The sequence below is a fragment of the Streptomyces sp. NPDC016851 genome, assembly GCF_055562795.1.
This window is the reverse complement of record NZ_JBVHEP010000017.1, coordinates 26,931-53,521: the sequence shown is the minus strand read 5'-3', so window position 1 is coordinate 53,521 and position 26,591 is coordinate 26,931. Positions and strand designations below refer to the sequence as shown.

General features: G+C 70.5%; 21 protein-coding genes and 1 pseudogene. 10 read left to right on the top strand and 12 right to left on the bottom strand.

The annotated features are described in order from the left end of the window. The 3 genes from ACZ3I3_RS25640 to ACZ3I3_RS25630 form a co-directional block, all read right to left on the bottom strand. On the bottom strand, window positions 1-828 hold the full coding sequence (locus tag ACZ3I3_RS25640) for an MOSC domain-containing protein (RefSeq protein ID WP_467368753.1): 828 nt from the start codon (window positions 826-828) through the stop codon (window positions 1-3). Window positions 829-883: 55 nt separating this feature from the next. Further along, the gene (locus ACZ3I3_RS25635) at window positions 884-2,002 is read right to left on the bottom strand and encodes an aminoglycoside phosphotransferase family protein (RefSeq protein WP_467368751.1); all 1,119 of its coding nucleotides are present in this window, start codon (window positions 2,000-2,002) and stop codon (window positions 884-886) included. 577 nt (window positions 2,003-2,579) lie between these two features. Beyond that, window positions 2,580-3,950, bottom strand: a complete 1,371-nt coding sequence (locus tag ACZ3I3_RS25630) for an amino acid permease (RefSeq protein ID WP_467368749.1) — start codon at window positions 3,948-3,950, stop codon at window positions 2,580-2,582. Window positions 3,951-4,082: 132 nt separating this feature from the next. Between ACZ3I3_RS25630 and mmuM the strand changes: the two genes are divergently transcribed. Beyond that, window positions 4,083-4,988 carry a homocysteine S-methyltransferase gene (mmuM, locus tag ACZ3I3_RS25625; RefSeq protein WP_467368747.1) on the top strand — a complete coding sequence of 302 codons (906 nt, stop codon included), beginning with the start codon at window positions 4,083-4,085 and terminating at the stop codon, window positions 4,986-4,988. Window positions 4,989-5,114: 126 nt separating this feature from the next. Then, a pseudogene (locus tag ACZ3I3_RS25620) lies at window positions 5,115-5,300 on the top strand (hypothetical protein); the annotation flags it as partial. A gap of 102 nt (window positions 5,301-5,402) precedes the next feature. Here the strand turns inward: ACZ3I3_RS25620 and ACZ3I3_RS25615 are convergent. Further along, the gene (locus tag ACZ3I3_RS25615) at window positions 5,403-6,260 is read right to left on the bottom strand and encodes an MBL fold metallo-hydrolase (RefSeq protein ID WP_467368745.1); all 858 of its coding nucleotides are present in this window, start codon (window positions 6,258-6,260) and stop codon (window positions 5,403-5,405) included. Between the two features lie 253 nt (window positions 6,261-6,513). On the opposite strand from ACZ3I3_RS25615, the gene ACZ3I3_RS25610 reads away from it, so the two are divergent. Then, entirely contained in the window at window positions 6,514-7,572 is a 1,059-nt protein-coding gene (locus ACZ3I3_RS25610) for a LacI family DNA-binding transcriptional regulator (protein ID WP_467368744.1), read from the top strand. A gap of 8 nt (window positions 7,573-7,580) precedes the next feature. Here the strand turns inward: ACZ3I3_RS25610 and ACZ3I3_RS25605 are convergent, their stop codons facing one another. After that, entirely contained in the window at window positions 7,581-8,003 is a 423-nt protein-coding gene (locus ACZ3I3_RS25605; protein ID WP_467368742.1) for an ATP-binding protein, read from the bottom strand. 112 nt (window positions 8,004-8,115) lie between these two features. Between ACZ3I3_RS25605 and ACZ3I3_RS25600 the strand changes: the two genes are divergently transcribed. Then, window positions 8,116-8,949 (top strand): helix-turn-helix domain-containing protein, encoded by an 834-nt coding sequence (locus tag ACZ3I3_RS25600; protein WP_467368740.1) that lies wholly within the window; start codon window positions 8,116-8,118, stop codon window positions 8,947-8,949. Beyond that, window positions 8,946-9,134 (top strand): DUF397 domain-containing protein, encoded by a 189-nt coding sequence (locus ACZ3I3_RS25595; RefSeq protein WP_467368738.1) that lies wholly within the window; start codon window positions 8,946-8,948, stop codon window positions 9,132-9,134. The genes ACZ3I3_RS25600 and ACZ3I3_RS25595 overlap by 4 nt, the downstream gene beginning before the upstream one ends. Here the strand turns inward: ACZ3I3_RS25595 and ACZ3I3_RS25590 are convergent. The 7 genes from ACZ3I3_RS25590 to ACZ3I3_RS25560 all read right to left on the bottom strand — a co-directional run bounded on the left by ACZ3I3_RS25590 (window position 9,082) and on the right by ACZ3I3_RS25560 (window position 20,181). Continuing rightward, window positions 9,082-10,632: a carboxylesterase/lipase family protein gene (locus tag ACZ3I3_RS25590; RefSeq protein ID WP_467369004.1), complete on the bottom strand. Its 1,551-nt coding sequence runs from the start codon at window positions 10,630-10,632 to the stop codon at window positions 9,082-9,084. The two genes, ACZ3I3_RS25595 and ACZ3I3_RS25590, sit on opposite strands and share 53 nt — an antisense overlap. 124 nt (window positions 10,633-10,756) lie before the next feature. Beyond that, a complete protein-coding gene (locus ACZ3I3_RS25585; protein ID WP_467368736.1) occupies window positions 10,757-12,004 on the bottom strand; it encodes an alginate lyase family protein in 1,248 nt (415 codons plus the stop codon). A 25-nt stretch (window positions 12,005-12,029) separates the two neighbouring features. Next, a complete protein-coding gene (locus ACZ3I3_RS25580) occupies window positions 12,030-15,371 on the bottom strand; it encodes an alginate lyase family protein (RefSeq protein WP_467369002.1) in 3,342 nt (1,113 codons plus the stop codon). A gap of 38 nt (window positions 15,372-15,409) precedes the next feature. Beyond that, window positions 15,410-16,942: a glycosyl hydrolase family 28 protein gene (locus ACZ3I3_RS25575; protein WP_467368734.1), complete on the bottom strand. Its 1,533-nt coding sequence runs from the start codon at window positions 16,940-16,942 to the stop codon at window positions 15,410-15,412. 34 nt (window positions 16,943-16,976) lie between these two features. Then, the gene (locus tag ACZ3I3_RS25570; protein ID WP_467368733.1) at window positions 16,977-17,840 is read right to left on the bottom strand and encodes a carbohydrate ABC transporter permease; all 864 of its coding nucleotides are present in this window, start codon (window positions 17,838-17,840) and stop codon (window positions 16,977-16,979) included. Then, window positions 17,837-18,835, bottom strand: a complete 999-nt coding sequence (locus tag ACZ3I3_RS25565) for a carbohydrate ABC transporter permease (protein WP_467368731.1) — start codon at window positions 18,833-18,835, stop codon at window positions 17,837-17,839. The genes ACZ3I3_RS25570 and ACZ3I3_RS25565 overlap by 4 nt, the downstream gene beginning before the upstream one ends. Next, window positions 18,832-20,181: an extracellular solute-binding protein gene (locus ACZ3I3_RS25560; protein WP_467368729.1), complete on the bottom strand. Its 1,350-nt coding sequence runs from the start codon at window positions 20,179-20,181 to the stop codon at window positions 18,832-18,834. Before ACZ3I3_RS25560 ends, ACZ3I3_RS25565 begins: the two co-directional genes overlap by 4 nt. A gap of 502 nt (window positions 20,182-20,683) precedes the next feature. Here ACZ3I3_RS25560 and ACZ3I3_RS25555 point away from each other — a divergent pair. The 5 genes from ACZ3I3_RS25555 to ACZ3I3_RS25535 all read left to right on the top strand — a co-directional run bounded on the left by ACZ3I3_RS25555 (window position 20,684) and on the right by ACZ3I3_RS25535 (window position 26,479). Then, window positions 20,684-21,697: a hydroxyacid dehydrogenase gene (locus tag ACZ3I3_RS25555; protein ID WP_467368727.1), complete on the top strand. Its 1,014-nt coding sequence runs from the start codon at window positions 20,684-20,686 to the stop codon at window positions 21,695-21,697. 152 nt (window positions 21,698-21,849) lie between these two features. Then, a complete protein-coding gene (locus ACZ3I3_RS25550) occupies window positions 21,850-22,938 on the top strand; it encodes a LacI family DNA-binding transcriptional regulator (RefSeq protein ID WP_467368725.1) in 1,089 nt (362 codons plus the stop codon). Between the two features lie 396 nt (window positions 22,939-23,334). After that, window positions 23,335-24,672 (top strand): ABC transporter substrate-binding protein, encoded by a 1,338-nt coding sequence (locus ACZ3I3_RS25545; RefSeq protein ID WP_467368723.1) that lies wholly within the window; start codon window positions 23,335-23,337, stop codon window positions 24,670-24,672. An 8-nt stretch (window positions 24,673-24,680) separates the two neighbouring features. Beyond that, window positions 24,681-25,565, top strand: coding sequence for a carbohydrate ABC transporter permease (locus ACZ3I3_RS25540; RefSeq protein WP_467368721.1), 885 nt, complete (start codon window positions 24,681-24,683; stop codon window positions 25,563-25,565). Next, window positions 25,565-26,479, top strand: coding sequence for a carbohydrate ABC transporter permease (locus ACZ3I3_RS25535; RefSeq protein ID WP_467368719.1), 915 nt, complete (start codon window positions 25,565-25,567; stop codon window positions 26,477-26,479). Before ACZ3I3_RS25540 ends, ACZ3I3_RS25535 begins: the two co-directional genes overlap by 1 nt. Window positions 26,480-26,591: the final 112 nt, after the last annotated feature.

The window sequence follows — 26,591 nt, the reverse complement described above, 5'->3', positions numbered from 1 at the left end:
TCACAGCTCGGACTCGCCCCACGCCGTGACGACCGCTTCGTCGCCTACGGACACCGTGCCGGGCCGCAGCACGGCGAACTTCACGCCGAAGGCGATGCCGCCCTCGGACGCCCGCCGGTAGCCGGCGAGGGTGCGCAGCGGTTCCGGGCCCGCCCTCGCCCCGGACTCCTGCTCGACCAGGGTGACGGCGCAGCGGATGGCGAGCTTGGCGTAGCCCAGTTCGGTGTCGCCGATGCGGATGCGGCGGGCGCGGTCCTCGGCGTGTGGTTCGGCCCAGCCGTCGAGCACGATGTTGGGGCGGAAGCGGTTCACGGGCAGCGGGCTCGCGCCGCGTTCGCCCAGTTTCCGGTTGAGGAGGTCGAGGGTGGAGCGCGAGACGACGTGCAGGGCACAGCTGTCGGCGTAGCCGGAGGTGCCCGGCGTCATGCCGTCGGTCACCCGGTCGTGTTCCGGCGGTACGCGCACCAGTCGGCTCGGGGCGCGCAGCACCTCCGAGAGCCAGTCGGCTGCCGTGTCGCCCTGGTCGATGCCCTGGTAAGCGGTTCCGAACAGGTCCACTTTCCGGCGGGTGCCGGTGGCGTCCACCCGGAGGTGCAGGTCCTCGGTGCCCGGCGCGCCGAGCGTGAGGCGCGCGCCGTCGGCGGTGACGGCCGGCCGGATGACGGCCAGCCGGGGATCCCGGCGCTGCGTGCGGTACACGCCCTCCTCGCTGACGACCATGAAGCTGCGGTCGTGCGCCAGTCCGGCGGGTGTCAGCGGCGCCTGGGCCGCCGAGGTCCCGGCGCATCCCTTTACCGGGTAGTACGACAACTCGACGACGCGGGCCATGCTCTTCCCCTCTCCGCTCTTCCCTTCTCCCGGCGGTGAGCCCCACACGTCCGCGTCAGCGGCCGCTCGGCGCCTGAGGGAAACCGAGCTGGGGAGCCAGCAGCCGGGCCTCGGCCGCCCAGTCGGCGAGGAAGGCGAGGGTCAGGCCGCGTTCGCGGTAGCGGAGTCCGGCGGGGACGGCGCCCTGCCCGCCGTAGGCCGGCTGCTCGTCGTCCGCCCGGGCGAGCATCAGTGCGGTGAGCCAGTCGTACTTCACGGCGGAGGCGCACACGCCGAGCCGTACGAGCCGTTCGTCACCCCGCCAGCCGCCCTCGCGCAGGCCCTGCACGTACGCGTCGTACGCCGCCTTGGCCAGGCCGGGGAGGTCGGCGGCCGGGACGAACAGGTCGAAGACGCAGTCGGGGAGGTAGTTGCCGACGTCCTCACCGAGCGCGCCGTCCCCGGCGAACGCCCAGTCCAACAGGACGCTGTCGCGGCCGTCGGAGTGGACGTTGGCCGGCCACTGGTCGAGGTGGCAGAAGGCTCGCGGCAGGGACTCCATGACCGTGAGGAACCACTCGCGGTCGTGGTGAAGGCGGACCATGTCCTCGCGCAGGCCCGCCGGGAAGTGCTCCCGGACCAGGGGGTGCCGCCAGGCCTCGTCATCGTCGAGCAAGTCCTGGCCGGTCGTCTTGTCGGCCGTGTAGTCGCGCAGGAAGCGCTGCGACAGCCACGGCCGGTCCTCCCCCGCACCCACCGCGCCCTGCGCGGCCCCGAGCCGGTGCGCGTGCTCGACGTGCCGGGCGAGCGGCCAGGCCGTCGCCGGTTCGCCCGGCACGTCCTCCAGCCACAACGCCAGGTCACCGTCGGCGCGTTCGACGCAGGCCAGCAGCCGGGGCGCGCGGATGCCGTGCCGCTGCCAGACCTGGGCGAGCCCCGACTGGTAGACGTAGGCCTCCCGGCGCCAGAAGTTCCAGTGCCGGGGGTCGTTGGAGGCGGCCCACGTGGTGCTGGTCTCCTTCGTCCGCGTCAGCACCTTCAGGACGGCCGACCGGCCGCCGCCCGTGACACGCCACACGCCCGCGGTGACGCCGTTCAACGGGTTGTGCGTGAGAGGTACGAGGGTCGTCCCCCCGGGGGCTGCGGAATCGAAGATCTCGCGAAACTCGGCTTCCGCCACGGCGACTTCAGGCATCCCGCAAGCTTACGGTGAGGTCCGTCCCGGACCGGCAGGAGGACACATGGAGCCCGCTCCGCTCGGCGAGTCGTGGCAGCGCGTGGAACGCTGGCTCGAGGAACGCGGACGTCCCCGGGAGCTGGCTCCCGCGGCCACCCCGGCGGACATCGCCCGGGCCGAGGAGCAGCTCGGCACGGGCCTCCACCCCGACCACGCGCTCCTGTTGCTGGGCCACAACGGCAGCGGCAACTTCTGCCTGCCACCCTGCTACGAGATCCTGAGCACCGACGAGGTCGTGACCGTCTGGCGGTCCAAGACGAAGGTCTGGGGCGACGGGTCTCCCCCCGGCCTACCCCCCGTCGTGGATCCCCTTCGCCTCCGACGGCGCGGGCGGTGCGCTCCACCTGGACGTCTCCCGGCCGCACGAGCGCATCCAGGAGCACGACAAGCTGGGCGGCTCCCACCTGACCTCCCACCCCATGTGGAGCTCCCTGCCCGCGCTGCTGCACTACACCGCCGACGCGCTGGAGACCGGTCGGTACCTGGACGGTTACCGGCGTCCCGGTGACGACAGTTCGTTCCTGCTGTGGGAGTACTAGGGGGTGTCCGTCTCCCGCCGCCCCCGCAGCCACACGTACACCGGAATCCCGGCGAACAGGAACAGCACGCCCTGGTAGACGGCGGCGTATCCGGCGCCCGCGATCAGCCAGAACGAGAAGCCGAAGGAGAGGACGGCGACGATCAGGTCGCGGACCAGGCCGGCGGGGCGGACGCGTTCGCGGGTGCCGCGGGCCAGCCAGTACAACTGGGCGGCGGCCGACAGCAGGTACGGCACGCAGCCGGTGAACGTGGTGATCAGGACGAGGACGCGGAACGTGGTGTCCGGGCCCGCCGTGTAGTTGAGGGCGATGAGGAGCGTGCCGAGGACAGCGCAGGCCCAGACGCCGAAGCCGGGCACGCCGCCCTTGCCGACCCGGGCGAAGGGCGCGGGGAAGAGACCGTCGCGGGCGGCGGCGTACGGCATCTGCGCGGCCATGAGGATCCAGCCGTTGAGGCAGCCGGTGATCGAGACGACGGCGACCAGGGCGATGGCCGTGCCGCCCCAGGAGTTGCCGGTGAGGGCGTTCACCGCGTCGGCGAACGGGGCGCCGGACTCGACGAGCCGGCTGTGCGGGACGAGGCCGAACACGGCGACCGTGCCGAGGATGTAGACCAGGGCCGAGGCCAGGGTGCCGAGGACGCTCGCCCGGGCGACCGTGCGCTCGGGGTCGCGGACCTCGCCGGCGCTGACCGCAGCCGACTCGACGCCGAGGAAGCTATACAGCAGCAATGCGGCCGAGGCGGCCAGCGCGCCGGAGACGCTCTGGCCGGAGGCGTTGAACGGGCCGAAGTTGTCCGCGTCGACGAAGAACAGGCCGATGGTGGCCAGCAGGAGCAGCGGCACGAACTTCAGGACGGTGGAGACGACCTGCACCGCGCCGACCCAGCGGGTGCCCGCGAAGTTGGCGGCGGCGGGCAGCCACAGGGCGGCCATGGCGACGGCGGCCTGGAGGACGTGGTTGCCGTGCAGGGGTATCAGGACGTCGACGTAGCCGACGACGGCGACGGCCAGGGCGGCGATGCTGACCCAGCACATCGTCCAGTACGACCAGGCCGACAGGAACCCGGCGAAATCGCCGAACGCGTCCCGCGGGTACACGTACAGCCCGCCCGTGACCGGGCTGCGCCGCGCCAGCTTGCCGAAGAGCAGCGCGAGGGCGACCGCGCCGACCGAGAGCACGACGAAGGCGAGCAGGCTGATCGTGCCGTAGGGGGCGACGGTGGCGGGCAGGGCGAAGATGCCGCCGCCGATGATGTTGCCCATGACGAGGGCCGTGGCGGCGGCCAGGCCGAAGGTGCGGCGCGGTGGGGGTGCGGGGGCCGGGTCGACGGGTTCGGCGGTCTCGGCGGAGCTGGGGACGGTCATGGGCGTTCCTGACGAGCGGAGAGGGGGGAGGGCCGTGATCGTAACCCGCTGTCCCACATGTTGGGCGACCTGTTCATGTACTGGACATAATCGGCTGGGGTCCGCCGCCGGATCTGGACTACGGTCGTCCGTATGACCAGTACCCTCACCCTTGCCGAAGCCCTCACCGCCGGGACGGTCGTCCTCGACGGCGGCCTGTCCAACCAGCTCGAGTCGGCCGGGCACGACCTGAGCGACGAGCTGTGGTCGGCGCGGCTGCTCGCGCAGCAGCCGGAGGCGATCACCGAGGCGCATCTCGCCTACTTCCGGGCGGGCGCGGACGTGGCGATCACGGCCAGCTACCAGGCCACGTTCGAGGGCTTCGCCAAGCACGGCATCGACCATGACCGGGCAGCGGAACTCATGGCTCTCAGCGTCGAGTTGGCCCGCGACGCGGCCCGCCTGGCCCGCGTCTCCCGCCCGTTGTGGGTGGCGGCCTCGGCCGGCCCGTACGGGGCGATGCTCGCGGACGGTTCCGAGTACCGGGGGCGCTACGGCCTCACGGTCGACGAGCTGGAGCGCTTCCACCGCCCCCGCCTGGAGGTACTGGCCGCCGCCCGTCCCGACGTCCTCGCCCTGGAGACGGTCCCCGACGCCGACGAGGCCAGGGCCCTGCTGCGGGCGGTGCGCGGACTCGGAGTGCCGGCCTGGCTGACGTACTCCGTCGCCGGTGGCCGCACGCGCGCCGGGCAGCCGCTGGAGGAGGCCTTCGCCCTGGCCGCCGACGCGGACGAGGTGATCGCGGTGGGCGTGAACTGCTGCGCGCCCGAGGACGCGGACACCGCCGCCGCGATCGCGGCCCGGGTCACCGGCAAGCCGGTCGTCGTCTACCCCAACAGCGGTGAGACCTGGGACGCCGACGCCCGCGCCTGGACCGGCCGCGCCACCTTCACCGCCGACCAGGTGCAGGGCTGGAAGCAGTCCGGCGCCCGCCTGATCGGCGGCTGCTGCCGGGTGGGCCCGGAGGCGATCTCGGGCATCGCGGGGCTCAACGGCTGACGGTTCGGCGATCGAGCCCTCCTGAGGTCCTCCCTCAGCGGGTGGTTCAGCGGGTGCTCCCTCCTCCGCAGGGCGGATACGGTCCGCCGCAGCGGACGAAGCGCGGCCGCCAAGTCCAGGGCCAGCATGTACGCCATGACGACAGCGACCGCCCCTCCCCCCGCCTGCGCACCCGCGCCTGTCTGGGCTCGCCGCGCCGCCCACGCCATCGCGCTGTGCGCCGTCCCGTCCGGCCTGTGGCGCATCGCCATGGCATCCGGTGTCCCCGTGGGCTACAGCGACCAAGTGCTGCGCGACGTCTTCGACATCCCGGCCCTGATGACCGCGGTGACCTGGTCGTACGCCAAGCGGCACCGGGTCGCCCTTCGGCCTTGACCTGGATCCGGCCCGCAACCCCGTGCCGAACGGCCGCGATCACGCCGTGAGGAACGGCTCCGTCAGATGCGGCGTCGCCAGGTGCAGGGTGGTGGCGGTGTCGTGGTCGAGCAGGCGCTGTCTCGAGTGCCTGGCCGCCTCGGGGTCGGTCTCGTGCGCGTAGGCGAGCTCGGGGTGGAGCAGTTGGAGCGCGTGCACCAGGAGGTCGCCGGTGACGAGCACCAGCTCGCGCCCGTCGGCGACCAGCACGCTCTGGTGTCCGGGCGTGTGACCGGGCGTGGCGACCGCGCGCCCGGTGCGCAGCGGCGTGTCCCCGTCGAGGAGCCGGAGGCGGCCGGCGGCCGTGAGCGGGTCGGTGAGGGTCTCGCGAAGCTGCGGGTTGAGCGCGTCGAGGGCGTCGAACTCGGCCCGCTGGAGGAGGTATTCGGCGTTCGGGAAATAGGGGCGGCGGGCGGCGGGCGAGGCGTTGCCGTCCACCGCGCCGCCCGCTGACGGCACGGACGCCTCGGTCACGACCGCCCACCCGACGTGGTCGGTGTGCAGATGGGTGAGGACCACGGTGTCGACTTCGGCGGGGTCGATGCCCGCGGCGGCGAGCGACTCGGGGAGCACACCGGGCACGGGCGCCCACGATGCGGCCGGGCTGTCCGCCGGACCGATCCCGGCGTCCACGACGGTGAGGCCCTTGTCGCCGCGTATCGCGTACGCGCGGAACTGGAGCCGCCAGCGGCCCCCGGCGTCGACCGCGCCCGGGTCGTAGCGGTCGACCTCGGCCCACTGTGCGGCCGTGGCCTCGGGAAAGGCCTCGGCGCGTGGCGAGAAGAACGGGCCCTCTCCGTCGGCGAGGGCGATGATCTCGGTCGAGCCGATCCGGAGGCGGGGAACGCTGAGGGACATGGCCGCGATCCTGCCATGCCTTCCGCACGGGTGTGTCTCGTCCCAATGCCGTGATCCCCGGGGCGGTGTCGCCGAGCTCGCCGGGCCCGCCTTCCGCGCATGGCTCGGCGCCCGACTCCGACACCGGTCCGCGCACACCACTCCTCCCCTGCCCTCCCCGCTGCTAGCCTCCGTCCAGGGAACCGGTTGCCATGGTGTTGCCGCAGTTCCCGAGGGGTGGGTGCGGACCGGCGCCCGGAGAGACGAGGCAGTCATGACGAGGAAGAGCGGGGACGCGAGCCGCAGCACCATCCGGGACGTGGCGGCCCGCGCGGGGGTCTCGGCGTCGACGGTGTCCCGGGTGCTCGGCGGTGTGTACCCGGTGAGCGCGGCGACGCGCGGGCGCGTGATGCGGGCGGTCCGTGAGCTGGACTACGTGGCGGACGCGCGGGCGAAGGCGGTCGCGGGCGTCGGCACGCCCACGCTTGCGTTCGTGCTGGAGGACATCACCGGCCCGTCGTTCGCGCACATGGCTCACGGCGTCGAGCGCGAGGCGACCCGCCTCGGCCACCTCTGCCTGGTGTGCAGCACGGACGGTGACGTGCAGCACGAGCTGGAGTTCGTCGAGATGATGCGTGCCCAGCGCGCCGCCGCCGTGATCCTGGTCGGCGGCACCGCCGACACCCCCGAGTACCGCGAACGCACCCACCGCATGGCCGACTCCCTCGCCTCGGCCGGTTCCCGCCTGGTCCTGTGCGGCAGGCCGCCGCTGGACCCCGGCGCCCCGGTGACGGTCATCGAGTACGACAACGAGGGCGGCGCCTACACCCTGGTCTCCCACGTCCTCGCCCAGGGCCACCGCCGGGTGCTGTTCCTCGGCGGCCGGGCGGACCACACCACGGCCCTGGGCCGTGAACGCGGCTACCTGGCGGCCCACCGGGCCCGGGGCCTCACGCCCGACCCGTCCCTCGTCCTGCACGGCGACTTCACCCGCGACGCGGGCCACCGCCTCGTGCAGCAGGCCCTCAAGGACGACCTCGACTTCACCGCCGTGGTGGCCGCCACCGACATGGTCGCGGCCGGCGCCCTCACCGCCCTGCACGAGGCGGGCCTGACCGTCCCCGGCGACGTCTCCCTCGCCGGCTACGACGACATCCCCTTCGCCCGCGACCTGCACCCCGCCCTGACGACGGTCCACGTCCCCTACGAGGAACTGGGCCGCCTCGCCGTCCGCACCGCCCTGGAGCACACGCCGGGCGCCCCGGACGAACACCTGCTGCTCGGCACGCACGTCGTCGTACGCGACTCGGTGGGGCCGCCGCCGGCCCGCTGAACACGTTTTCAGGGCACGAACTCGCACCAGACGATCTTGCCGGGACTCCTCGCCCCCACGCCCCACTTGTCCGCCAACTCCGAGACCAGCAACAGACCCCGCCCGCCCTCGCAGGGCTCCTGGACGTCCTGCCGCGGCAACACCGGCACGCCCTCACCGCTGTCGTGCACCTCGACCCGTACGCCACCGTCCTCGTCGTACGGCACCAGCCTCAGCAGGAAGCCACGGCCGGGCGGCACGCCGTGCACCAGCGCGTTCGTCGCCAGTTCGCTCACACAGAGCAGCACGTCGTCCATCCGCCCGCGCCCGCCCCAGTCCATCAACGCGTCGCGCGCGAACGCGCGTGCGGCCGGAACGGACTGGCGCTCCCGGCGGTAGAACCGCTCGCGCGGGGACGGGGGTTGGAACAGGAGTGGAGTTTCGTCATTCACGGGACGACGGTCACACTCCGTGGCCATCATGGAACAGAGCGCGCACTCGTACAGCCAGGTTGTACGTGCGCGCAACAGTGCAAGTACGCGCGCGGGTGGGGAGTTCGCCGCCATGAGCACCACGACACGGTCACGACGGTCACGCAGGAACGCCTCGGCGATGAAGATGGTGGGCGCGCTGCTCGCCCTCTTCCGGGAGGCGGCCGGGTACACGCAGAAGTCCCTCGGGGAGATCTTCGTCGTCGGCGAGCAGCAGATCGCGTCCATCGAGCAGGGCAGACGACCGCTGAAGATGGATCTCGCGGAGCAGTTGGACCAACTCCTGGATACGAAGGGGGCGTTGGTTGCTGCGTTGTCGGAGATGCCGGAGGTGGATCTCATCCCGTTGTGGGCGGAGGAGTTCCTGGATCGGGAGCGAGAGGCAATCGCGATCTCGTCCTACGAGAACCAGGTGCTGCCGGGCCTGCTCCAGACGGAGCCGTACGCGTGGGCGGTGTTCCGCAGTCGCGTGCCGTTCTACGACGAGGACACGATCGCCCAGTTGGTGGCGGCGCGCCTCGAACGCCAGGGGATCCTGCAAGGCAAGAACCCGCCCATCACCTGCTTCGTGGTCTGGGAGCCGGTCTTACGAGCGCCCATCGGCGGCAGGGAGGTCTGGGTCGAGCAACTGCGGCACCTGCGCGCGTGCTCGGAATTGCCGGGTCTCATGTTCCAGGTTCTGCCGATGAATCGGACCAGTCACGCGGGCCTCAACGGTCCGTTTGTCCTGCTGGAAACGCCCGAACACCAGAGGCTCGCCTACGCGGAGAACCAGCGCGGCAGCCAGCTCATCGCCGACCCGGATGAGGTGGCGATCCTTACGCAGAAGTGTGCGATGCTGCGGTCACAGGCCCTCACCCCCGAGGACACGAGGGACCTGCTGGACCGTCTTCTGGGAGAGGCATGAGCAGCACCGCACCTGAGTGGTTCAAGTCCAGCTACAGCGGCGACGAGGGCGGCAACTGCCTCGAAGTAGCCACCCAGCCCACCGCCGTCCACATACGCGACAGCAAGACCCCCACCACCCCCCACCTCACCGTCACCCCCGCCGCCTGGGCCGCCTTCCTGTCGGCACTGGCTCCTCAGCAGTGACAGCCGCGGCGGCGGCGTCGGTCGCCCACAGGGCGAGTTCGCGGTCCCGGGGCCCGTACGCCGTGTAGGCCACGCCGTTCTCGGCGTCCGGTGCGCGGTCTCCGAAGACCCGCACCGGGTGGGCCGCGTCCCAGCGTTCCCAGCCCGGGTCTCCGTCCCTGGCGAAGCGCACCCAGGCGTCGTGCATCACGTCGGCCAGTTCCTGCGGGGCGCCTTCCCCGGCCAGTTTGCGGGACTCCGGGACCTCCCCCGTGTCGAAGACGAAGCCGAGCTCCAGCGCGTGGCACGAGCCGAGGTCGGGGAGGTTCGAGGGCCAGGCGAACTCGTAGACGTACGAGGGTTCCGTACGAGCGTCGGCCAGGTGGTGCAGGGGGATGCGCAGGAGATGGTCGGTGACGAGCTGGCCGACGATGTCCGCCGTGCGCGCCTCGGGGTGCAGGGCGCGGTAGCCGCGCGGGACCTCGCTGCCGCAGTGGCAGCGAGCCATGGCTCCCGCGAAGGCGACGGCTCCGAGACGGTCGACGCGGTCCAGGAGGCCGCCCGGGACCAGCCAGAGCCGGTGCTCGTCGCGGGTCCAGCCCATCATCAGCTCGACGCCGGGGGCGGCGCCGCCCTCGGTGAGGGCCTGAAGGGGGTCGCGCGGGACGGTGTCGCCGTCGATGACGATGCCGAAGGCGGGGCCGCCGACCACCGGGCTGCTGAGCTTGCCCACCTCGGCCTGGGTGTGCAGCAGCAGTTCGCGGTCGACGGCGGCGAAGGCCTCGGCGGTGGCGGGGATCTTCAGCCGGGAGGCCATACGGCGCACCATCCGCCGGACCTTGGCCCGCTCGGACGCCTCGGGCGGCCCGCTCTGGAGGACCGCACGCCGGACCAGTCCCTGGGTCTGCGGGGCGGCGACGAGGGCGCCGATGCTGATCGCCCCGGCGGACTGGCCGAAGAGGGTGATGCGGCCGGGGTCGCCGCCGAAGGACTCGATGGCCTCGTGCACCCAGGTCAGGGCGGCGATCTGGTCGCGCAGGCCGGGGTTCGGGGGCGTGTCCGGGAACAGTCCGTAGCCTTCGACGCCCAGCCGGTAGTTGACGGAGACGCAGACCACGCCGTCGCGGGCGAAGGCGTGGCCGTCGTAGACGGGGACGGTGGACGAGCCCCTGGTCAGGGCGCCGCCGTGCAGCCAGACGAGGACGGGAAGCCGGGCCCCGGGGTCGGGTTGCGGGGTCCAGATGTTGAGGTTGAGGCAGTCGTCGCCCGGCACGACCGGGTCGGAGAGGTAGCGCGCGAAGGCCTCGGAGTACGGGGGTTTCGGCGGGGTGGGGCCGAAGGCGCCGGCGTCGCGGACGCCTTCCCAGGGCGGCAGAGGGACGGGCGGGCGGAAGCGGCGGGGGCCGAAGGGGGGCGCCGCGTACGGGATACCGCGGAAGACCGCGACTCCCCGCTCGTAGCGGCCGCGTACGGCCCCGTACGCGCTCTTGACCACGGGGTCCGTCTGGCCTGCCGTCATACCGCCCACCAGCCCTTCGCCGCGCTCGTGCACCGGAAACACCAGAGCATCACATCGCTCCTCGGTATTCCGGCGCACAAGCCGACTTGACCGCTATTTGGCGGAGTCGTGGGCAGCGGACACGCTATTTGGCGTACATCAGCGTGCCGAAGCCGAGCTGGTCGAAGCCGCCGCTGGTGGTGCCGTAGTCACCTCCCCCGCCCTCGGGGGCGACGGAGAAGCACATCTGGGCGATGTACTTGTCGTCGAGGAGCAGGCGCCGGCCGTAGTGGTAGTGGAGCATCGCCCACACGGGGCGGACCTGGCCGCGGGATCCGGATCCGATCACGGTCTGTGACTGCTGGGCGCAGTTCTGGCCGCTGCCCCAGGTGTAGGTGGTGTAGGGCACGTTCATGTTGAGGTTGTACTTGGCGACGTACTGGGCGGCCTTCATGAAGCGGCGGCCGTCGTAGGAGTACAGGTCGTCGCCCTGGTTCCAGGCCATCTCGCACAGGGCGCCCATCTGGCCCATGCCCATGACGGTGTGGCCCTGGTCGCGGCCGGACTCCTGCCACTGGCCGAGGTCGTAGCCCTCGACGCCCGGGTAGAGGAACGGCACCGCGCGCCGGATCTGGCCGTTGCCCCCGCCGTTCTTGAAGTAGTTCACGGCCTGGTCGTACTTGGCGCCGTCGTCGCACAGGATCCCGATGGCCATGATCGAGGCCATGTTGCACAGGTCCCAGTTGGCCCAGTAGTTCGTGATGCAGGCGTCGTTGTGGCCGGTGAGGAACTGGTTGTTGAGCGGGTAGAAGACGTTGAGCATCATCGTCTTGAACCGGTTGAGGTCGAACCCGGCGTACCCGCGCATGAGCTCGGCGACGTTCGCGAACTGCCAGCCGTAGAGGCCGGCGGCCAGGAACCGGTCGGCGTTTCCGGTGATGCTGGTGAGCGTGGACGACCAGGCGTTGAGGATGCGCACGGCGCAGTCGGCGTTCGCGGCGGTGCCGCCGACGTGCCAGCGCAGCGCGTTCTGGTAGGCGGCGTGGATGTCGTTGTAGAGCTGGGGGTAGTTCTGGCCGTCGCCGCCGCGGATGATCGTGGCGGTGGGGCGGGGCGTCCAGGTGGACGCCGAGTGGGAGTTGGCGGTCAGTCTGCGCCAGCCCGAGGCCCAGGGGTCGGTGCCCGCGGCGACCCTGACCTTGGCGCGGTTGATGTCGCCGGCGTTGTGCAGCATGCCGGGGTGGGTGAAGGTCGCCGGGGCCGCGTCCGCCGTGGTGGCGGTGGCGGTGGCGCCGAGGGCGAGGGCCGCGGTGAGGCCGCCGGCGGTCTTGAGCAGACCGCGGCGGCTCACCTGGCCGCCCTCGTCGTGCGTGTGGGGGGACGTGCGGCTCATGTGGGGTTCTCCGATCCGTGGAGGACTACATGGGGGTGATGCTCACCTCGTCGAACTCGGTGGTGCTGTGGGTCAGGGGACTGCGGGAACAGACCACGAGACCCACGTAGTAGGGGGCGTCACCGAAGCCGGGGATGTCTCCCTCGGCGAGGGGGGTCCAGGTGGCGCCGTCGTCGGACGAGACGGATGCGGTGAAGTGCGTCCCGGTGCGCTTCAGCCGCAGCAGGCAGGGGGCGGTGACCGCCGCGTTGCCCGTGAAGGTGGACCGCGCGGCGACGGTCGTGCGCAGCATCAGCTGGGCGCTCGTGCCGCCGGTGACGATCGTCCCGGCCGCCTGGTCGAACGGCGACAGGGACTTGGCCATGAGCAGGCCGACCCGGTCGCCGGTGGCTCCGGCGCGGGAGAGCAGGCGGGCGGTGACCTCGCAGTCACCGGTGACGGGCCGTCGTACGAACTGGCCGGTCATGCCCTGGTTGTTGACCGTGAGGTCGGTCCCGGCGCCCCGCACCACGAAGGTCCCGTCCTCGTGGGCGGTGCTGCCGGGGGTGCGGACCGCGACCACGCCGAGGGTGCCGTAGGCGCGGTCGTCCAGGACGACGTCGCCCAGGTCGCCGTAGGTCCAGGGCGCGGGCGGCGGGGTGCCGACCGTGAGGATGAGGGTGCCGGTGGCGTCCCCGGCGGCGTTGCCCGCGCTGGTGGTGACCTTGAACGCGCCCGTCCGTGTGGGTGTTCCGGAGATCAGGCCGGTGCGCTTGTCGACGCGCAGGCCGTCGGGCAGCCCGTCGGCGGCGAACCGTATCGGCTCGTGCGAGGCGCGCAGGAGGTGCTGGAAGGGCACGCCCTTGTTGGCGAACGCCGTGGTGGCGGAGGTGAGTTGCGGCGTGTCGGGTGTCGGCATCGTCGCCGTGGCGGACTCCGACAGGGGGCCGCGTCCGGCGCAGTTGGTCTTGGCGACGGCGTAGTGGTAGGTCGTGCCGGGTGTGCCGGTGGCGTCGGCGTAGCGGACGCGGGTGCCGAAGCCGACCGCGCCGATGCCGGTGGCGATCGTCTCGTAAGGGCCGTCGGCCGCGGCGGCGCGCAGCACCTTGTAGCGGGCGGAGAGGTCCGGGTCGGTCCAGGCCAGCTCGACCGCGTCGGCGCCCGCGGTGGCCCGCAGGTCGCCGGCGGCGGTGGCCGGGCGGGGCACGGACCAGACCTCGCCGGCGGTCCGGGAGACGACGCTGACGTTGTCGAAGGCTCCGGTGCCGGTCTCGGCGTAGTCCTCGTCGACGCCGAGGCAGGACGTGAGGGTGAGACCGACGTACGCGGTGCCGCCCAACTCGACGTCACTGGAGCCGACTTCGGTCCAGCGGATGCCGTCCGGGGAGATGGCGCCGGTGCAGCGGTCGCCCCGGCGGGTCACCCGGACCCAGTACGGCATGCGCAGCCGGTAGCCGTCGCCCGCGCCCTCGACGTACGGGGCCTGAAGCGGGGTCGCCGACTCGGGCAGCGTGCCGAAGGAGGAGATCGGGAAGCCGGCGCTCGTGGTGATCGCCTGCTGCTGGGACGGCGGCACGGGTGTGCTGCCGGTGCCCTTGATCCCGGCCCCCACCTTGGGCCGTACGGACCACACGCCGCTCCAGGTGTGCAGCGGCAGGCCCTGGATCAGCATGGCGGCGTGCGCCGCGTCCGCGTCCAGGCCGGCCCGTACGGTGACGCCGATCTTGGAGTACTGCGAGCTGAGCGGATACACGATCCGCGCGGTGATCGTGCCGTCGCCGCGCAGCGGCAGGTACGCCAGGCGGTGGGTGTCGGCGGTACCGGACGCCTCCAGCACGAACCGCTCACCGTCGAAGACGGCCGAGCCTGGGATCTTGACGTCCCCGACGTCCCGTGTCTCCCAGGGGTCGGGCAGCCCGGGGACCGCCGCCGCCCAGGCCGAACGAGTGCTGGTGCCCTGCGAGTTGGTGGCGGTGATCCGGTAGTAGGAGGGCCTGCCCGCGCGGGCGTCACGGTCGGTGTGGGCCGGCTTGTCGAGGCCGGTCGCGATCGTCTCGTACGGTCCGTCGGCACTGGTGGCGCGCAGGACCGTGTACGACTCGGCCCACGCCGACGGCACCCAGGTCACGGTGACGGACTTGTCGCCGCCCACCGCCGTGACACCGGCCGGAGCCGTGGGCTCGGCCGGGGCCGGGGCCTTGGTACCGGCGAAGGTGAGGGTGCCCCAGCTCGGCAGGTCGTCGTTGTTGCCCTCGACGACCCGGGCGCCGCCCGTGCCGCGGAAGACGGCCGCCTTGGTGTAGGGGGTGTCGAGGCCCCGGACTCCGGCGTAGTGCGCGTAGGCCATCTCGTAGATGGGGGGCAGGTTTCCGCGCCCGACGGCGGAGACGGACTTCTTGACGTACTTGCCGGTGCGGTCCAGGTCGGGGACGAAGGGCACGTCGCCGCCGAGGTTGTAGCGGGCGGCGTACTCCACGTTCTTCAGCAGCCGGTTGTCGTCGAAGGCGTACAGGTCGACGCCCTGGTTCCAGGCGACCTGCGCGGCGTCCGCGAGCAGGCCGACGGCGAGCTGCTCGTGGCCCTGGTCGCGGCCGGACTCCTGGCCCTGGCCGGCGTCGGTGACGATGCGGTGCGGGACGCTGCCGTTGCCCGCGCCGGCGGCGGCGAAGCGCAGCGCGTCCTCGAAGAGGGTGGGCTCCTCGCAGAACACGCCGATGGCCAGGATGGACTGAATGGACGTCAGGTCCCAGTTGCCGTTGGCGTAGAGCATGTAGCCGGAGATCGCCGGATACCAGACGCGCAGGAAGGACTCCTTGCAGCGGGCGATGTCCTCCTCGGCCCAGCCGTCGTACCCGGTGTACTGGAGCAACTCGGCCGCGTTGACGAACTTGAAGGCCTGAAGTCCGGCGCCTAGTGGCCCGTCCGCTCCAGTGATGGCGGTGAGCGACGCCGACCAGGCGTTGAGGATGTCCCGGGACTTGTCGGCGTACGCCCGCTCGCCCGTGATGCACCACATCAGCGCGGTCTGGTAGGCGGCGGCCGAGTCGGCGACGGCCTGGTTCTGGAAGTTGGTGGGGCCACGTCCCCAGGAGGTGATCTGGCCGGTGTTCTGGATGGCGTAGGTGGCCTTCGAGCGCGCGTGGGCGGCGAGCGCGAGGTAGCCGTCGTGGACCGGGGATTCCTTGGCGGCGACGGCGGCCTTCATACGGGACAGGTCGTCGGCGCTGTGCAGCAGCCCGGGGTGCGTGAAGGCGCGGAGCCCGGTGGTGCCGTCCTGGGCGGCGGCCCGGGCGGTGCCGGACGCGAGCAGGCCGCTCGCGCCCGACACCAGCAGCAGGGCGGCCGCGCCGCCGAGGAAGCCCCGGCGGCTCGGTGCGGGGGTGCTCATGGGTGTGCTCACAGGGGTGCTTCTCACGGGGACGGTGCTCATGACGCGGCGGCCGCCTCGGCCTCGGCGGTGGTGAGGAACTTCAGGTTCGTCACGTGCTCGTTGACGAACATGGGCACGCCGTCCGAGGCCAGGTACCACCTCGGCTTGCCCGTGCTGTCGGCGATCACCCTGCCGTTGACGCGGAGGTTCTCGAAGGTGACGTCCTTGATCGCGTGCTCCGCGTCGAGGCCGGCGATGATCGAGAGGTCGGCGTTCTTGCCGTTGTAGCTGAGGTCCTTGACGTAGACGTTCTCGATGCCGCGGCCAGCCGACGTGTTGTACTTCGGGTTGTACTCGACCCGCATGTGGATGAGCTGGCCCCAGCGGAAGTCCTCCACGCGGATGTCGTCGAACCTGACGTCCCGGACGATGTTGCTGTCACCGACCATGAAGGCGATGGCGCCCTGGTAGGTCACCTGCGGCTCGCGGTGGTCGAGGATGTCGATGTTCTCGTAGCGCAGGTTCTCCAGCACCTCCGGGGTGTCGGAATTGCCGTGCACGCCGATGTTGATCGGGTGGGCGACGTCGGCCCAGAGGGAGCAGTTCTTGACGGTGATGTTGCGGGTGTCGCCGTAGAAGTCCCAGCGGTGGGTGTAGAGGGCGACGCTGTCGTCGGAGGTGCGCAGGAAGCAGCCGTCGATCGTGACGTTCTCGGAGCAGTAGAGCTGGATGCCGTCACCCCAGCCCTGGTGGCTGAAGGCACGCAGATTCTTGATGGTGAGGTTCTTGGACTCGGCGACCCTGATGTTCTCGTACCGGGGGTTGAGGATCGTGACGCCGTCGATCGTGACGTTCTCGCACTTGCGGACGAAGACCGCGCCGCCGGTGGAGTCGTAGACCACGCCGCGGCCGATCAGCCGGGAGTTCTCCACGCCCTCGAAGATCACGGCGGAGGTGAGGACGGCGCCCGGGGCCAGGTAGACGGTGGTGCCGCTGGGCACCTTCAGGGTCCGGTCGGGGTGGGTGTGCAGACCGGGCCCGAAGTACATGACCTTCTTGTCGCCCTCGGTGGGCACGTCCTGCTCGATCGGGTTCGCGAACAGGTGCAGGCAGTCGAAGATCTTGTCGTCGATCTGGACGACGAGGTTGCGGGGCTGGTCCAGGGTGAAGCGCGCGGTGCTGCCGAGCACCTCGGGCTTGATCCCGTACGAGTCCGGGCGGATGCGGACCTTCTCGCCGCCGCCCGGGTTGTACGTGACCTCGACCTCGACCGTGCCGGAGAAGTCGAAGGCGGCCCAGGAGGAGCTCTGGGCTCTGTTGCTGCCGGTGTTCGCGTCGATCAGTGCGAGCTTGGCGAGGTAGACGCCGAGCTTCTGCCAGGTGCCGCCGAGCGGCCGGACCTTGACGGTGAAGGAGTTGTTGACGGGCACCTTCGGAAGCGTCGGGTGGATGACCACGCTGTCGCCGGTGGTGCCGGCCTCATCCGCCGCGGCGGCCTGCGCGGTGCCGGCGATGCTGCCGGCCAAGCCGGCGGCGGCGATGACACCGGCGGCCTGGAGGGTGGTCCGGCGTGACAGGGGCGTGTTCATGAGTGACTCCTTGCAAAAGGTTCAGGAAGAGGGGCTACTTCAGTCCGGTCGTGGACATCCCGGCCACGAAACCGCGCTGGGCGATCAGGAAGATCAGCAGGATGGGGACGACGTACATCACGGATGCCGCGGCCTGGAGGTTGGTGACCGGGGTGCCGGCCGACGTGACGTACGTCGTCATGACGGCGACGGCGAGCGTCGACTTGTCGGTGGACAGGAGGAGTTGGGGGGCGATGTAGTCGCCCCAGCTCCAGGTGAAGGCGATCACGAAGCTCGCGGACAGCACCGGCCAGGACTGCGGCAGGAAGATCCGCCAGAAGATCATGCCGTAGCCGCAGCCGTCGACGATCGCGGCCTCCTCCAGTTCACGGGGCAGGCCGGCGAAGAACTGACGGAAGAGGAAGACCAGGTAGGGAGCGGCGGCCAGTCCCCAGAACACCCACGGCCAGTACGTGTCGACCATGCCGAGCTTGGCGAAGATCAGGTACGTCGGCAGCAGGGTGATCATCTGAGGCAGCATCATCGAGCCGATGAGAATGCCGAACAGCGTCTTCTTGCCGGGGGCTTCCAGCCGCGCGAAACCGAAGCCGACCCAGGCCGAGCTGAGCGTGACGAGCACGGCGTAGATCAGGGCGATGATCAGGGAGTTGCGGGCGTAGCCGAGGAAGTCGATCAGGTTGAAGGCGTCGGCGAAGTTCTGCCACTGGAAGTCGGTGGGCAGCCAGTGCACGGGCGAGGCGGCCAGTTCCGCGGGGGTCTTCAGGCCGGAGAGGATCAGCCAGCCGAAGGGGCCGATGAACAGCCCGGTGAGGGCGACGAGGACCGTGTAGAGGACGAGACGGTTGACGCGCACCCGCACCGGGGGCGCGGAGTTCGGCGGCAGGCTGGTGGCGGTCACTTCTTCGCCTCCGGGTCGACGTTGTAGAACACCACGCCGGACGTGAACTTGAAGATGAGTCCGGTCACGATGAGGATCAGGACGAAGAGCACCCACAGCAGTGCGGAGGCGTAGCCGTAGCGGCTGAGCGCGAAGTACTGCGAGAAGACGTGCATCATGTACAGGTAGTTGGACTGCGGCAGGGCGGTGACGCCGGCCGTGGTGCCGTCCGGTGACAGCAGCAGCGGCATGATGGTCTGCACGGAGGCGATCACGCCGGTCACGGTCTGGAAGAGCAGCACCGGCGACAGCAGCGGCACGGTGATGCTGCGGAACGTCCGCCAGGCACTCGCCCCGTCGATCCGGGCGGCCTCGTGGAGTTCCCGGGGCACGTCCTGGAGCCCCGCCAGCGAGATGATCATGACGTTTCCGGCCGCCCACAGCACGCTCATCAGCAGCACGTAGCGGGCGTAGGGGTCGGCGAGCCAGCCCAGCGCGTCGAAGCCGAACAGGGTGATGACGCCGTTGGCGGCACCGGAGTTCTGGTCGAAGAGCGCCTTGAAGGTGAGGCCCACCCCGACCGGGGGCACCACGGCCGGCAGATAGAGCAGGGTGCGGAACAGCCCGCGCGCCTTGACGGGCCGGTTGACCAGGACGGCGAGCCCCAGCCCGGCGATGATCGACAGCGGCACCGACGTGATCGCGAACAGGCCGGTGCGGCCCAGGGAGTTCCAGGTCTGCGGGTCGGAGAACAGCTCGGTGTAGTTGCCGAGGCCGACGTAGCGCCAGTGCGGCGAGACGCCGTCGTACGTGGTGAAGCTCAGCCACAGCGCGTACGCCATCGGCACGATCGTCAGCAGCAGGAAACCGAGGATCCAGGGCGCGGTGAACAGGTAGAAAGCGCGGTGCCTGCGCGCGGTCATGGAGATCCGGGGCCGCCGGGCGGCCGGTGTGGCGCGGCCGGCACGCGCGGGCGGGCCGGTCCGCCCCGTGACGGGTATCTGGTCGACCGTCATCCCACCTGCTCCTTACCGCGCTTGAGCTGCTCGTTCATGGCCGAGTTCAGGCGGCCCGCCAGGGTGTCGACGGACATCCGGCCGTGCATCGCGGCCGGGGCCTCCTGGTTGAAGAGGGCGTAGAGCGAGTCCGCCGTGGCGTAAGGCGTGTAGGCGATCACCGAGAAGTGCTTCAGCTCGGCGTTCTGCACCTTCAGCACGCGCTTCTGGTAGTCCTCCTGGGCCGGCATCAGCGGGCGCAGCGACTTCAGCGTGGGGATGCCCCAGCCGCTGGAGGCGCGGGCCTTGGCCGGTCCCTCGCCGAAGAACCACTCGAAGACCCGCCAGGCGGCGTCCTTGTTCTTCGCCTTCTTCGGCATCCACAGTCCGGTGCCGGCCTGGCAGGGGCTGATCCGCTGTCCGCCGTCGAACATGGGGGCCGGGGCGAGGCGGGCGTGTGGCGCCAGCTTCTTGTCGGCGTTGATCAGGCCGCCGAGCCAGTAGCCGTTGTTGGACATGGCCATGCGGTTCGCCTGGAACGTGGGACCGTCCCAGGTGTTGGGGTCCGGCTGGATGATGCTGGGGCCGACCTTGGTCCGGCCGTACTCGATGTACCAGTTCAGCGCCTTGCGGGCCTCGGGGGTGGTGAAGTCGACCCGGGAGAAGTCGTCGCTGAACAGGCTCCCGCCCGCCGCCGCCGTCAGGCTCGCGAGGAGGTTGGGCGTCAGCACGCCGTTGTAGCTGCCGCCGAAGACGGTCGTCTGGCCGCTCTTGCGCCGGGTGAGCCGCTTGGCGTTCTCCAGCCACTCCTCGAAGGTGACCGGCTCGGTCTCGGGCGGGTAGTCGACGCCCGCCTTGTCGAACAGTGCGGTGTTGTACCAGAACATGGAGTCCTGGGAGAAGTCCTTCGCCATGCCGTAGCGGGGGCCCTTGCCCTGGGTGCGGCCGTCGAAGCGCCACAGGTCGTTGACCGGGTCCAGGTCGTCGACCCGGAGAACGCTGCTCGCGGCGAAGTAGGGGTCCAGGTCCTCCATCACGTCCCGCGCCGCGAAGTAGGGCGCGTCGGTGGCGCCGACACCGCGGACCAGGTCGGGCGGAGCGCCGTTGGTCATCATGCCGATGAACTTGGTGATGTCGTAGCGCACCGTGACGATCTTGACGCCGATGTCCTTCTGGGCCTGTCTGATCAGCTCCGGGGAGATGTCGTCGGGCTTGACCATCAGCGTGACCGTGTCGCCGCCGCCACTGACGCCGCCGGAGACCCGCATCGCGCAGCCGCTCAGCGCCGCCGTGCCGGTCGCGGCGCCGGCCGCGGAGAGGGTGAGGAATCGGCGGCGGCTCAGGGAAGCACCAGCATGTGGGTGCATGAACGCACCACCTCCTTGCTTTTCCGGCTTGCTGTGGCAACCGGTTGTTGTGCGTGGGGCAGAGCTTCTTGCCGTCGGGAGGGCGCGTCAAGAGCCTTGACGAATTTTCGAAAAGACTGTGTAACCTCGGCGTCATCAGCCAGAGTGCCGATGAGTCCTGTTTTCGGCCGTCGCGATCAAGCCGCCGACGGGTGGTGGGACGCCCCTGACCAGGGACGGTTGGGACCGCGTCTCGGCAACAAAGTTGGGAACCGGTTGCCGAAGCGGTCGACCCGGGGCTCGGGTGCCGAGGGTGGGGCAGGCGGCCTCCGCCTCCGCGCGCCGAAACGCCAGTAACCGATTACCAGCGAATGCCACGCCGATGCTCCGAGGGGAGAGGCTCCGGCCACCTCACTTATTGACAGCTGCCGCCCCGGCCCTGCCGATTGACCACCGGTTCCCGGCGGATCTACGGTAGAAGGCGTTTTCTGAAACTGTTTCCATCCTCTGCTCCAGGAGTGTCATGCCCAGCCCTCAGCTGCCGCGGGCCGTGTTCGCGATGGACCCGGTTCACCTCCCGCTGCTCTTCCCTCCGCCGCTGATGGAGCGGCTGAGGCGCACGGCCGACATCGATCCCGGGTTGGTCGTGCGGGACTTCACCGATCCGGCCGCGGCCGGCGCCCTGGCCTGTGCCGAGGTGCTGATCACCGGCTGGGGCTGCCCGCACCTGGACGCCGGCGCCCTCGCAGCGGCCCCGAAGCTGGACGCCGTCCTGCACGCGGCCGGGTCCGTGCGCTCCCTGGTCGGCGACGCCCTGTGGGAGCGCGGCGTGAAGGTGTCCAGCGCGGTGACGGGCAACGCCGTGCCCGTCGCGGAGTACACGCTCGCGATGATCCTGCTCGTGGGCAAGGACGCCTTCGACCACCGCGAACGCTTCCGCCGCACGCACGCCTACCCGGGCCCCGCTCAGACCGCGGCCACCGGCAACCTCGGCCGCCGGGTCGGTGTCATCGGCGCGTCCCGTGTGGGCCGCCGACTGCTGGAGCTGCTGCGGCCGTTCGACCTCACCGTGCTGCTGCACGACCCGTACGTGAGCCCGGCCGAGGCCGCCGCCCTCGGTGCCGAGTCGCTGTCGCTGGAGGACCTGCTCAGACACAGCGACATCGTGAGTCTGCACGCCCCGGACATCCCCGAGACCCACCACATGCTCGACCGTGACCGGCTCGCCCTGGTGCGGGACGGCGGCGTGCTCATCAACACCGCCCGCGGCGCGCTGGTCGACCACGACGCGCTCGCCGACGAGCTGGTCTCCGGCCGGCTCAGCGCGGTCCTCGACGTCACGGACCCGGAGCCGCTGCCGGCCGGTTCCCCGCTGTACCACCTGCCCAACGTGTTCCTCACGCCGCACATCGCCGGCTCCCTGGGCAACGAACTGGAGCGGCTCGGCCGCATCGTGGTGGAGGAACTGGAGCGGCTGGTGTCGGGCGCGCCGCCGGCCCACGAGGTGCTGCGGGCGGATCTGGCGCGGGTGGCGTGACGCCGTGGCGGTCGGACGGTCCGGACGACCTGGAGTAACGATGGGATACGGTTTCCGCACGGCGCGGGCACGACCCCGGCAGCAGGCGCGGCCCGGACCGCCACCGACCGGACGACAACAGGCCGGGCCACTACCGTGAAGGAGCCGCAAGGGTGAGTCAGCGCAAGGCGACGAGCGACGCCGGACGGGCGACCATTCGCGACGTCGCGGAGCGGGCCGGCGTCTCCGTGGCCAGCGTCTCCCGGGTGCTGTCGGGCAACTACCCGGTGTCGGAGGAGCTGCGCCGCCGGGTGATGAAGGTGGTCCGGGACCTGGACTACGTCACCAACGCCCACGCCCGTTCGCTCGCCGGCGGCGGCACACCGACGGTGGCGATCCTCATCAACAACATCACCGGCGCCGCGTTCGCGCACGTCGCCAAGGGCGTCGAGGGCGCCGCGACGCTGCGCGGCTGGCTCTCCCTGGTCGGCACGACCGGCGACGACCCGGAGCGGGAGCTGGCCCTGGTGAATCTGATGCGCCAGCAGGGCGTGGCCGCCGTGATCCTGCTCGGCGGCGCGTACGACTACGACGAGTACCAGCTGCGCATGGCCCGCTTCGCCCGTTCCCTGGACGCGGCAGGCTCGCATCTGGTCCTGGTGGGCCGGCCCCCGCTGGAGGGCGACGTCCCGGCGACGACCGTCGACTACGACAACGAGGGCGGCGCCTACGCGATGGCCAGCCACCTGCTGTCGGCCGGTCACCGGCGCGTCCTGGTCCTGCCGGGACATGCCGAACTGACCACCGCGCAGGGGCGGTTGAGGGGAGCGCAGCGGGCCTTCGAGGCGTACGGCGTGCCGTTCGACCCGGGCATGGTCCGGCACGGCCCGTACGACTACGAGCACGGGTACGAGGCCGTCGAGGCGGCCCTGCACGAGACGCCGGACTTCACCGCCGTGCTCGCGGGGACGGACGTGGTCGCGGCGGGTGCCATGCAGGCGCTGCGCGCGGCGGGTCTGCGGGTGCCCGAGGACGTCTCGATCGTCGGCTACGACGACATCCCGCTCGCGTCCCAGCTCACTCCCCAACTGACCACGGTGCACGTGCCGTACGAGGAGATGGGCCGCGTCGCGCTGCGCGCGGTGGCCGACCGGCGCGAGGGGGGCGCGGGGCGGCGCAAGAGCGCCGACGGCGACCATCTGGTGCTGGGTACGCATGTCGTGGTCCGTCACTCGGTGCGGCCGCCGGGTCAGCACGGGTAGCGGACAGCGTGGCGGCCAGGCGTCGTTACGTAACCGGTTACCACTGTCTTTGCGGCTCGTTCGAGATTTCGTCGGCGGGCCCGTCCGGGCGCAGGACCGGCTCGCCTCATACCTCACTGACCTGCACCTATTCGAGTCGGCGCGTGAGCGGATGCCACGCTTCCGGAGATAACGCGGCGGACAATCCGCCGTAACAAATTTCCGCGCACCTCTTGCTAAGAGCCGAGCCAGCCGCCTACCGTCCCAGCAACCGCTTACTACAGCTTCTTCTTACGCTTGGCCGAACCCCCCGCAACCGCGAGCCGACGGTTTCCGGCCGCCGTTCCCTGGCCAGCACCACCGAGCCGCTGCCGTCCTCTCGTTCTGAGAACGCCTATTCCGAAGGATCACGGTCAGATGAACTTCACCAGCCCCCGGAGAAGGTTCGCCTCCGCCGCTGTCGCGGGTATCGCCCTGACAGGTCTCCTCTCCGCCTGCGGCGGATCCGGCTCGGGTGACGACGCCGCGTCGAAGTCCGGCCCGGTCACCCTGCCCTTCTGGGGGTGGGCCAACGGCCAGGAGGCGGTCGTCAAGGCGTTCAACGCCTCGCACAAGGACATCCAGCTGAAGTACACCAAGGTCACCGACCAGCTGACCATGCAGAAGCAGCTGACCAACGCGGTGAAGGCCGGAAACGCCCCCTGCCTGGTGCAGAACACCGCCGAGTACGTGACCAGCTGGGTCTCGCAGGGCGCGCTCGCCGACATCACGAGTTACGTCGAGGGCGAGAAGGACAAGTTCAACACCGGCGCCTGGGCGAGCGCTCAGGTGCAGGGCAAGCTCTACGGCGTGCCGACCAGCTCGGCGCCCCAGTTCACGATCTACCGCACGGACATCTTCAAGAAGTACGGCCTGAAGCCCCCGGCGACCTGGGACGACTTCATCGCCGCGGGCAAGGAGCTGAAGAAGCACAACATCAAGATCACCAACTACGCCGGTGAGGACCCGAGCACCCTGGAGGTGCTCGCCATGCAGGCCGGTGCGCACTGGTACGCGATCGACGGCGACGCCTGGAAGGTGAACTTCCAGGACGAGGGGACCCTCAAGGCCGCGAAGGTGATCCAGGAGATCATCGACAACGACCTGAACGCCAAGCTGTCCTTCGCCGACTACGCGGCCGTGCAGCGCAGCTACGACACCGGTGCCACCGCGACCCGGCAGATCTCCACCTGGCAGATGGCCGGCATGGTGCAGAACTTCACCAAGTCCTTCGGCGACTGGGCCCTGGCCCCGTGGCCGACGTACAAGGGCGAGGCGCCCAAGACGCCGGCCGGTACCAACCTGACCGGCAGCGTGACCCTGGTGACCGAGCAGTGCAAGAACCAGGAGCAGGCGGCGCAGGCCGCGCTGTGGATGTCGACGAACCAGGACGCGGTCAAGACGATGGCGAGCCCGGAGACGGGCAACGGCGTGATGCCGGCGCTGGCCGACAGCAAGACCTACGTCGGTGAGTCGATCTCGCAGAAGCTGCTCGGCAAGAACTACGAGCCGGCGCAGAAGGTCGTGACGGACAGCCTGGGCACCGTCACCACCGACTGGACCTTCGGGCCCAACTGGACGGCGATGTTCACCGAGCTGCAGGCGGGCTGGGCCAAGGTCGTCAACAAGGAGCAGACGGTCACCGACCTGCTCGCGCACATGCAGCAGTGGACGGTCAAGGACCTGAAGTCCCGCGGTATCAGCGTCAAGGGCTGAGGCATTCGATGATTCGCTCCATGCGCTGGAAAGGTGCCGCGTTCACGGTGCCTTTCCAGCTCGGCTTCGTCTTCCTGTATCTGCTCCCGATCGGCTACGCCGTCTACGAGTCGCTGTTCACGGAGAAGCAGTCCGGGCTCGGCCTCGGCGGCGCCACGACGGAGTTCGTCGGGCTCGACAACTACAGGCAGGGGCTGACGGACTCGGCGTTCATGACCTCCATCCTGCGGGTGGTGCTCTTCGCCTGTGTGCAGATCCCGTTCATGCTGCTGATCAGCCTGCTGCTGGCGCTGTTCCTGGACGCGGTCACCTCCAGGGTGGCGAGCCGGTTCCGGATCCTGCTGCTGGTGCCGTACATGATCCCGGGCGTGGTCGCGGCGATCGTGTGGGTCAACCTCTACAGCCCGGACGTCGGCCCGCTGACCCCGATCGGCAACGCCCTCGGGTTCGACTGGAACTTCTTCGCGCCGTCGATGGTGTGGCCGTCCATCGGCAACCTGCTGACCTGGCACGGCATCGGCTACAACATGGTGATCATCTACTCGGCGCTCCAGGGCGTGCCGCGCGAGCTGTTCGAGGCGGCCCGGCTCGACGGCGCCTCCGAACTGCGGATCGCGCGCAGCATCAAAATTCCGTACGTGCGCGGGGCACTGGTCCTGACGGGCCTGCTGTCGATCATCCAGATGCTCCAGATCTTCAACGAGCCGGCGCTGTTCCGGAACATCACTCCGCAGACGGTCAGCGACAGCTTCACCCCGATCATGATCATCTACAACCAGGCGTTCAACGCGGGCAACTACAACTACGCCGCCGCCCTGTCCGTGCTGCTCGCCCTGATCCTGGGCGTGGCCTCCTTCCTCTTCTACCGGCTCACCTCGAAGGAGGCCGACTGATGGTGCTGACCGAGCACACCACCGAGCGGCCCCCCGCCCGCAGCGTCCGGCGCCTCCCCCGCCCGGACGCGGCCTCCCGCGGGCGGGGTGGTCAGCGCTTCCTGCTGGTCGGGCTGATCCTGGCCAGCGTCTACAGCCTGTTCCCGGTGTGGTGGCTGATCGTCGCCGCGACCAAGGACCGCACGGCGCTGTACCAGAGCAACGGCCTGTGGTTCTCCGGCTGGCACCTGTGGGACAACCTGCAGCAGGTGTTCACCTACCAGGACGGCATCTTCCTGCGGTGGACGGCCAACTCGTTCCTGTACGCCGGGGTCGGCTCGCTCGGCGGCACGCTGATCGCGCTCGCGACCGGTTACGGACTGGCGCGCTTCGACTTCCCCGGCCGCAACGCGATCTTCGCGTGTGTCGTGGGCTCGTTCCTGATCCCGATCGCCCTGCTCACGCTGCCGCTGTATCTGCTGTTCTCGGCGCTCGGCATGGTGGACACCCCGTGGGCGATGCTGATCCCCTGCCTGATCAACCCGTTCAGCGTGTATCTGGCCAAGGTGTACACCGAGGCCACGGTCCCCTACGAGCTGCTGGAGGCGGCCCGCATCGACGGCGCCGGCGAGCTGCGGATCTTCTTCAGCATCGTGCTGCGGATGATGACGACGGGCGGCGCGACGGTGTTTCTGCTGGCCTTCGTCAACACCTGGAACGCGTTCTTCCTGCCGCTGACCGTGCTGCGCGGCAAGGAGAACTGGACGCTCAACCTCGGCCTGTACAACTGGACCGGTACACGCCTGGAGTCCGGCATCGACCTGACGGGCCTGGTGCTGACCGGTGCGCTGCTGTCCATCGTGCCGATGGCGATCATGATGGTGGCGATGCGCCGCTACTGGCGATCGGGCGTGACGCTCGGCGCCCTCAAGTGATCGGCGTCCTCGAGGCACCGCAGTGGGTCGGCACCGTAGTGGTCGGCGCCCTCAAGTGATCTCCCTCGCCTCTCCTTGACTCCCGGGGGCCGCAGGTGACCCTGACTCCCCG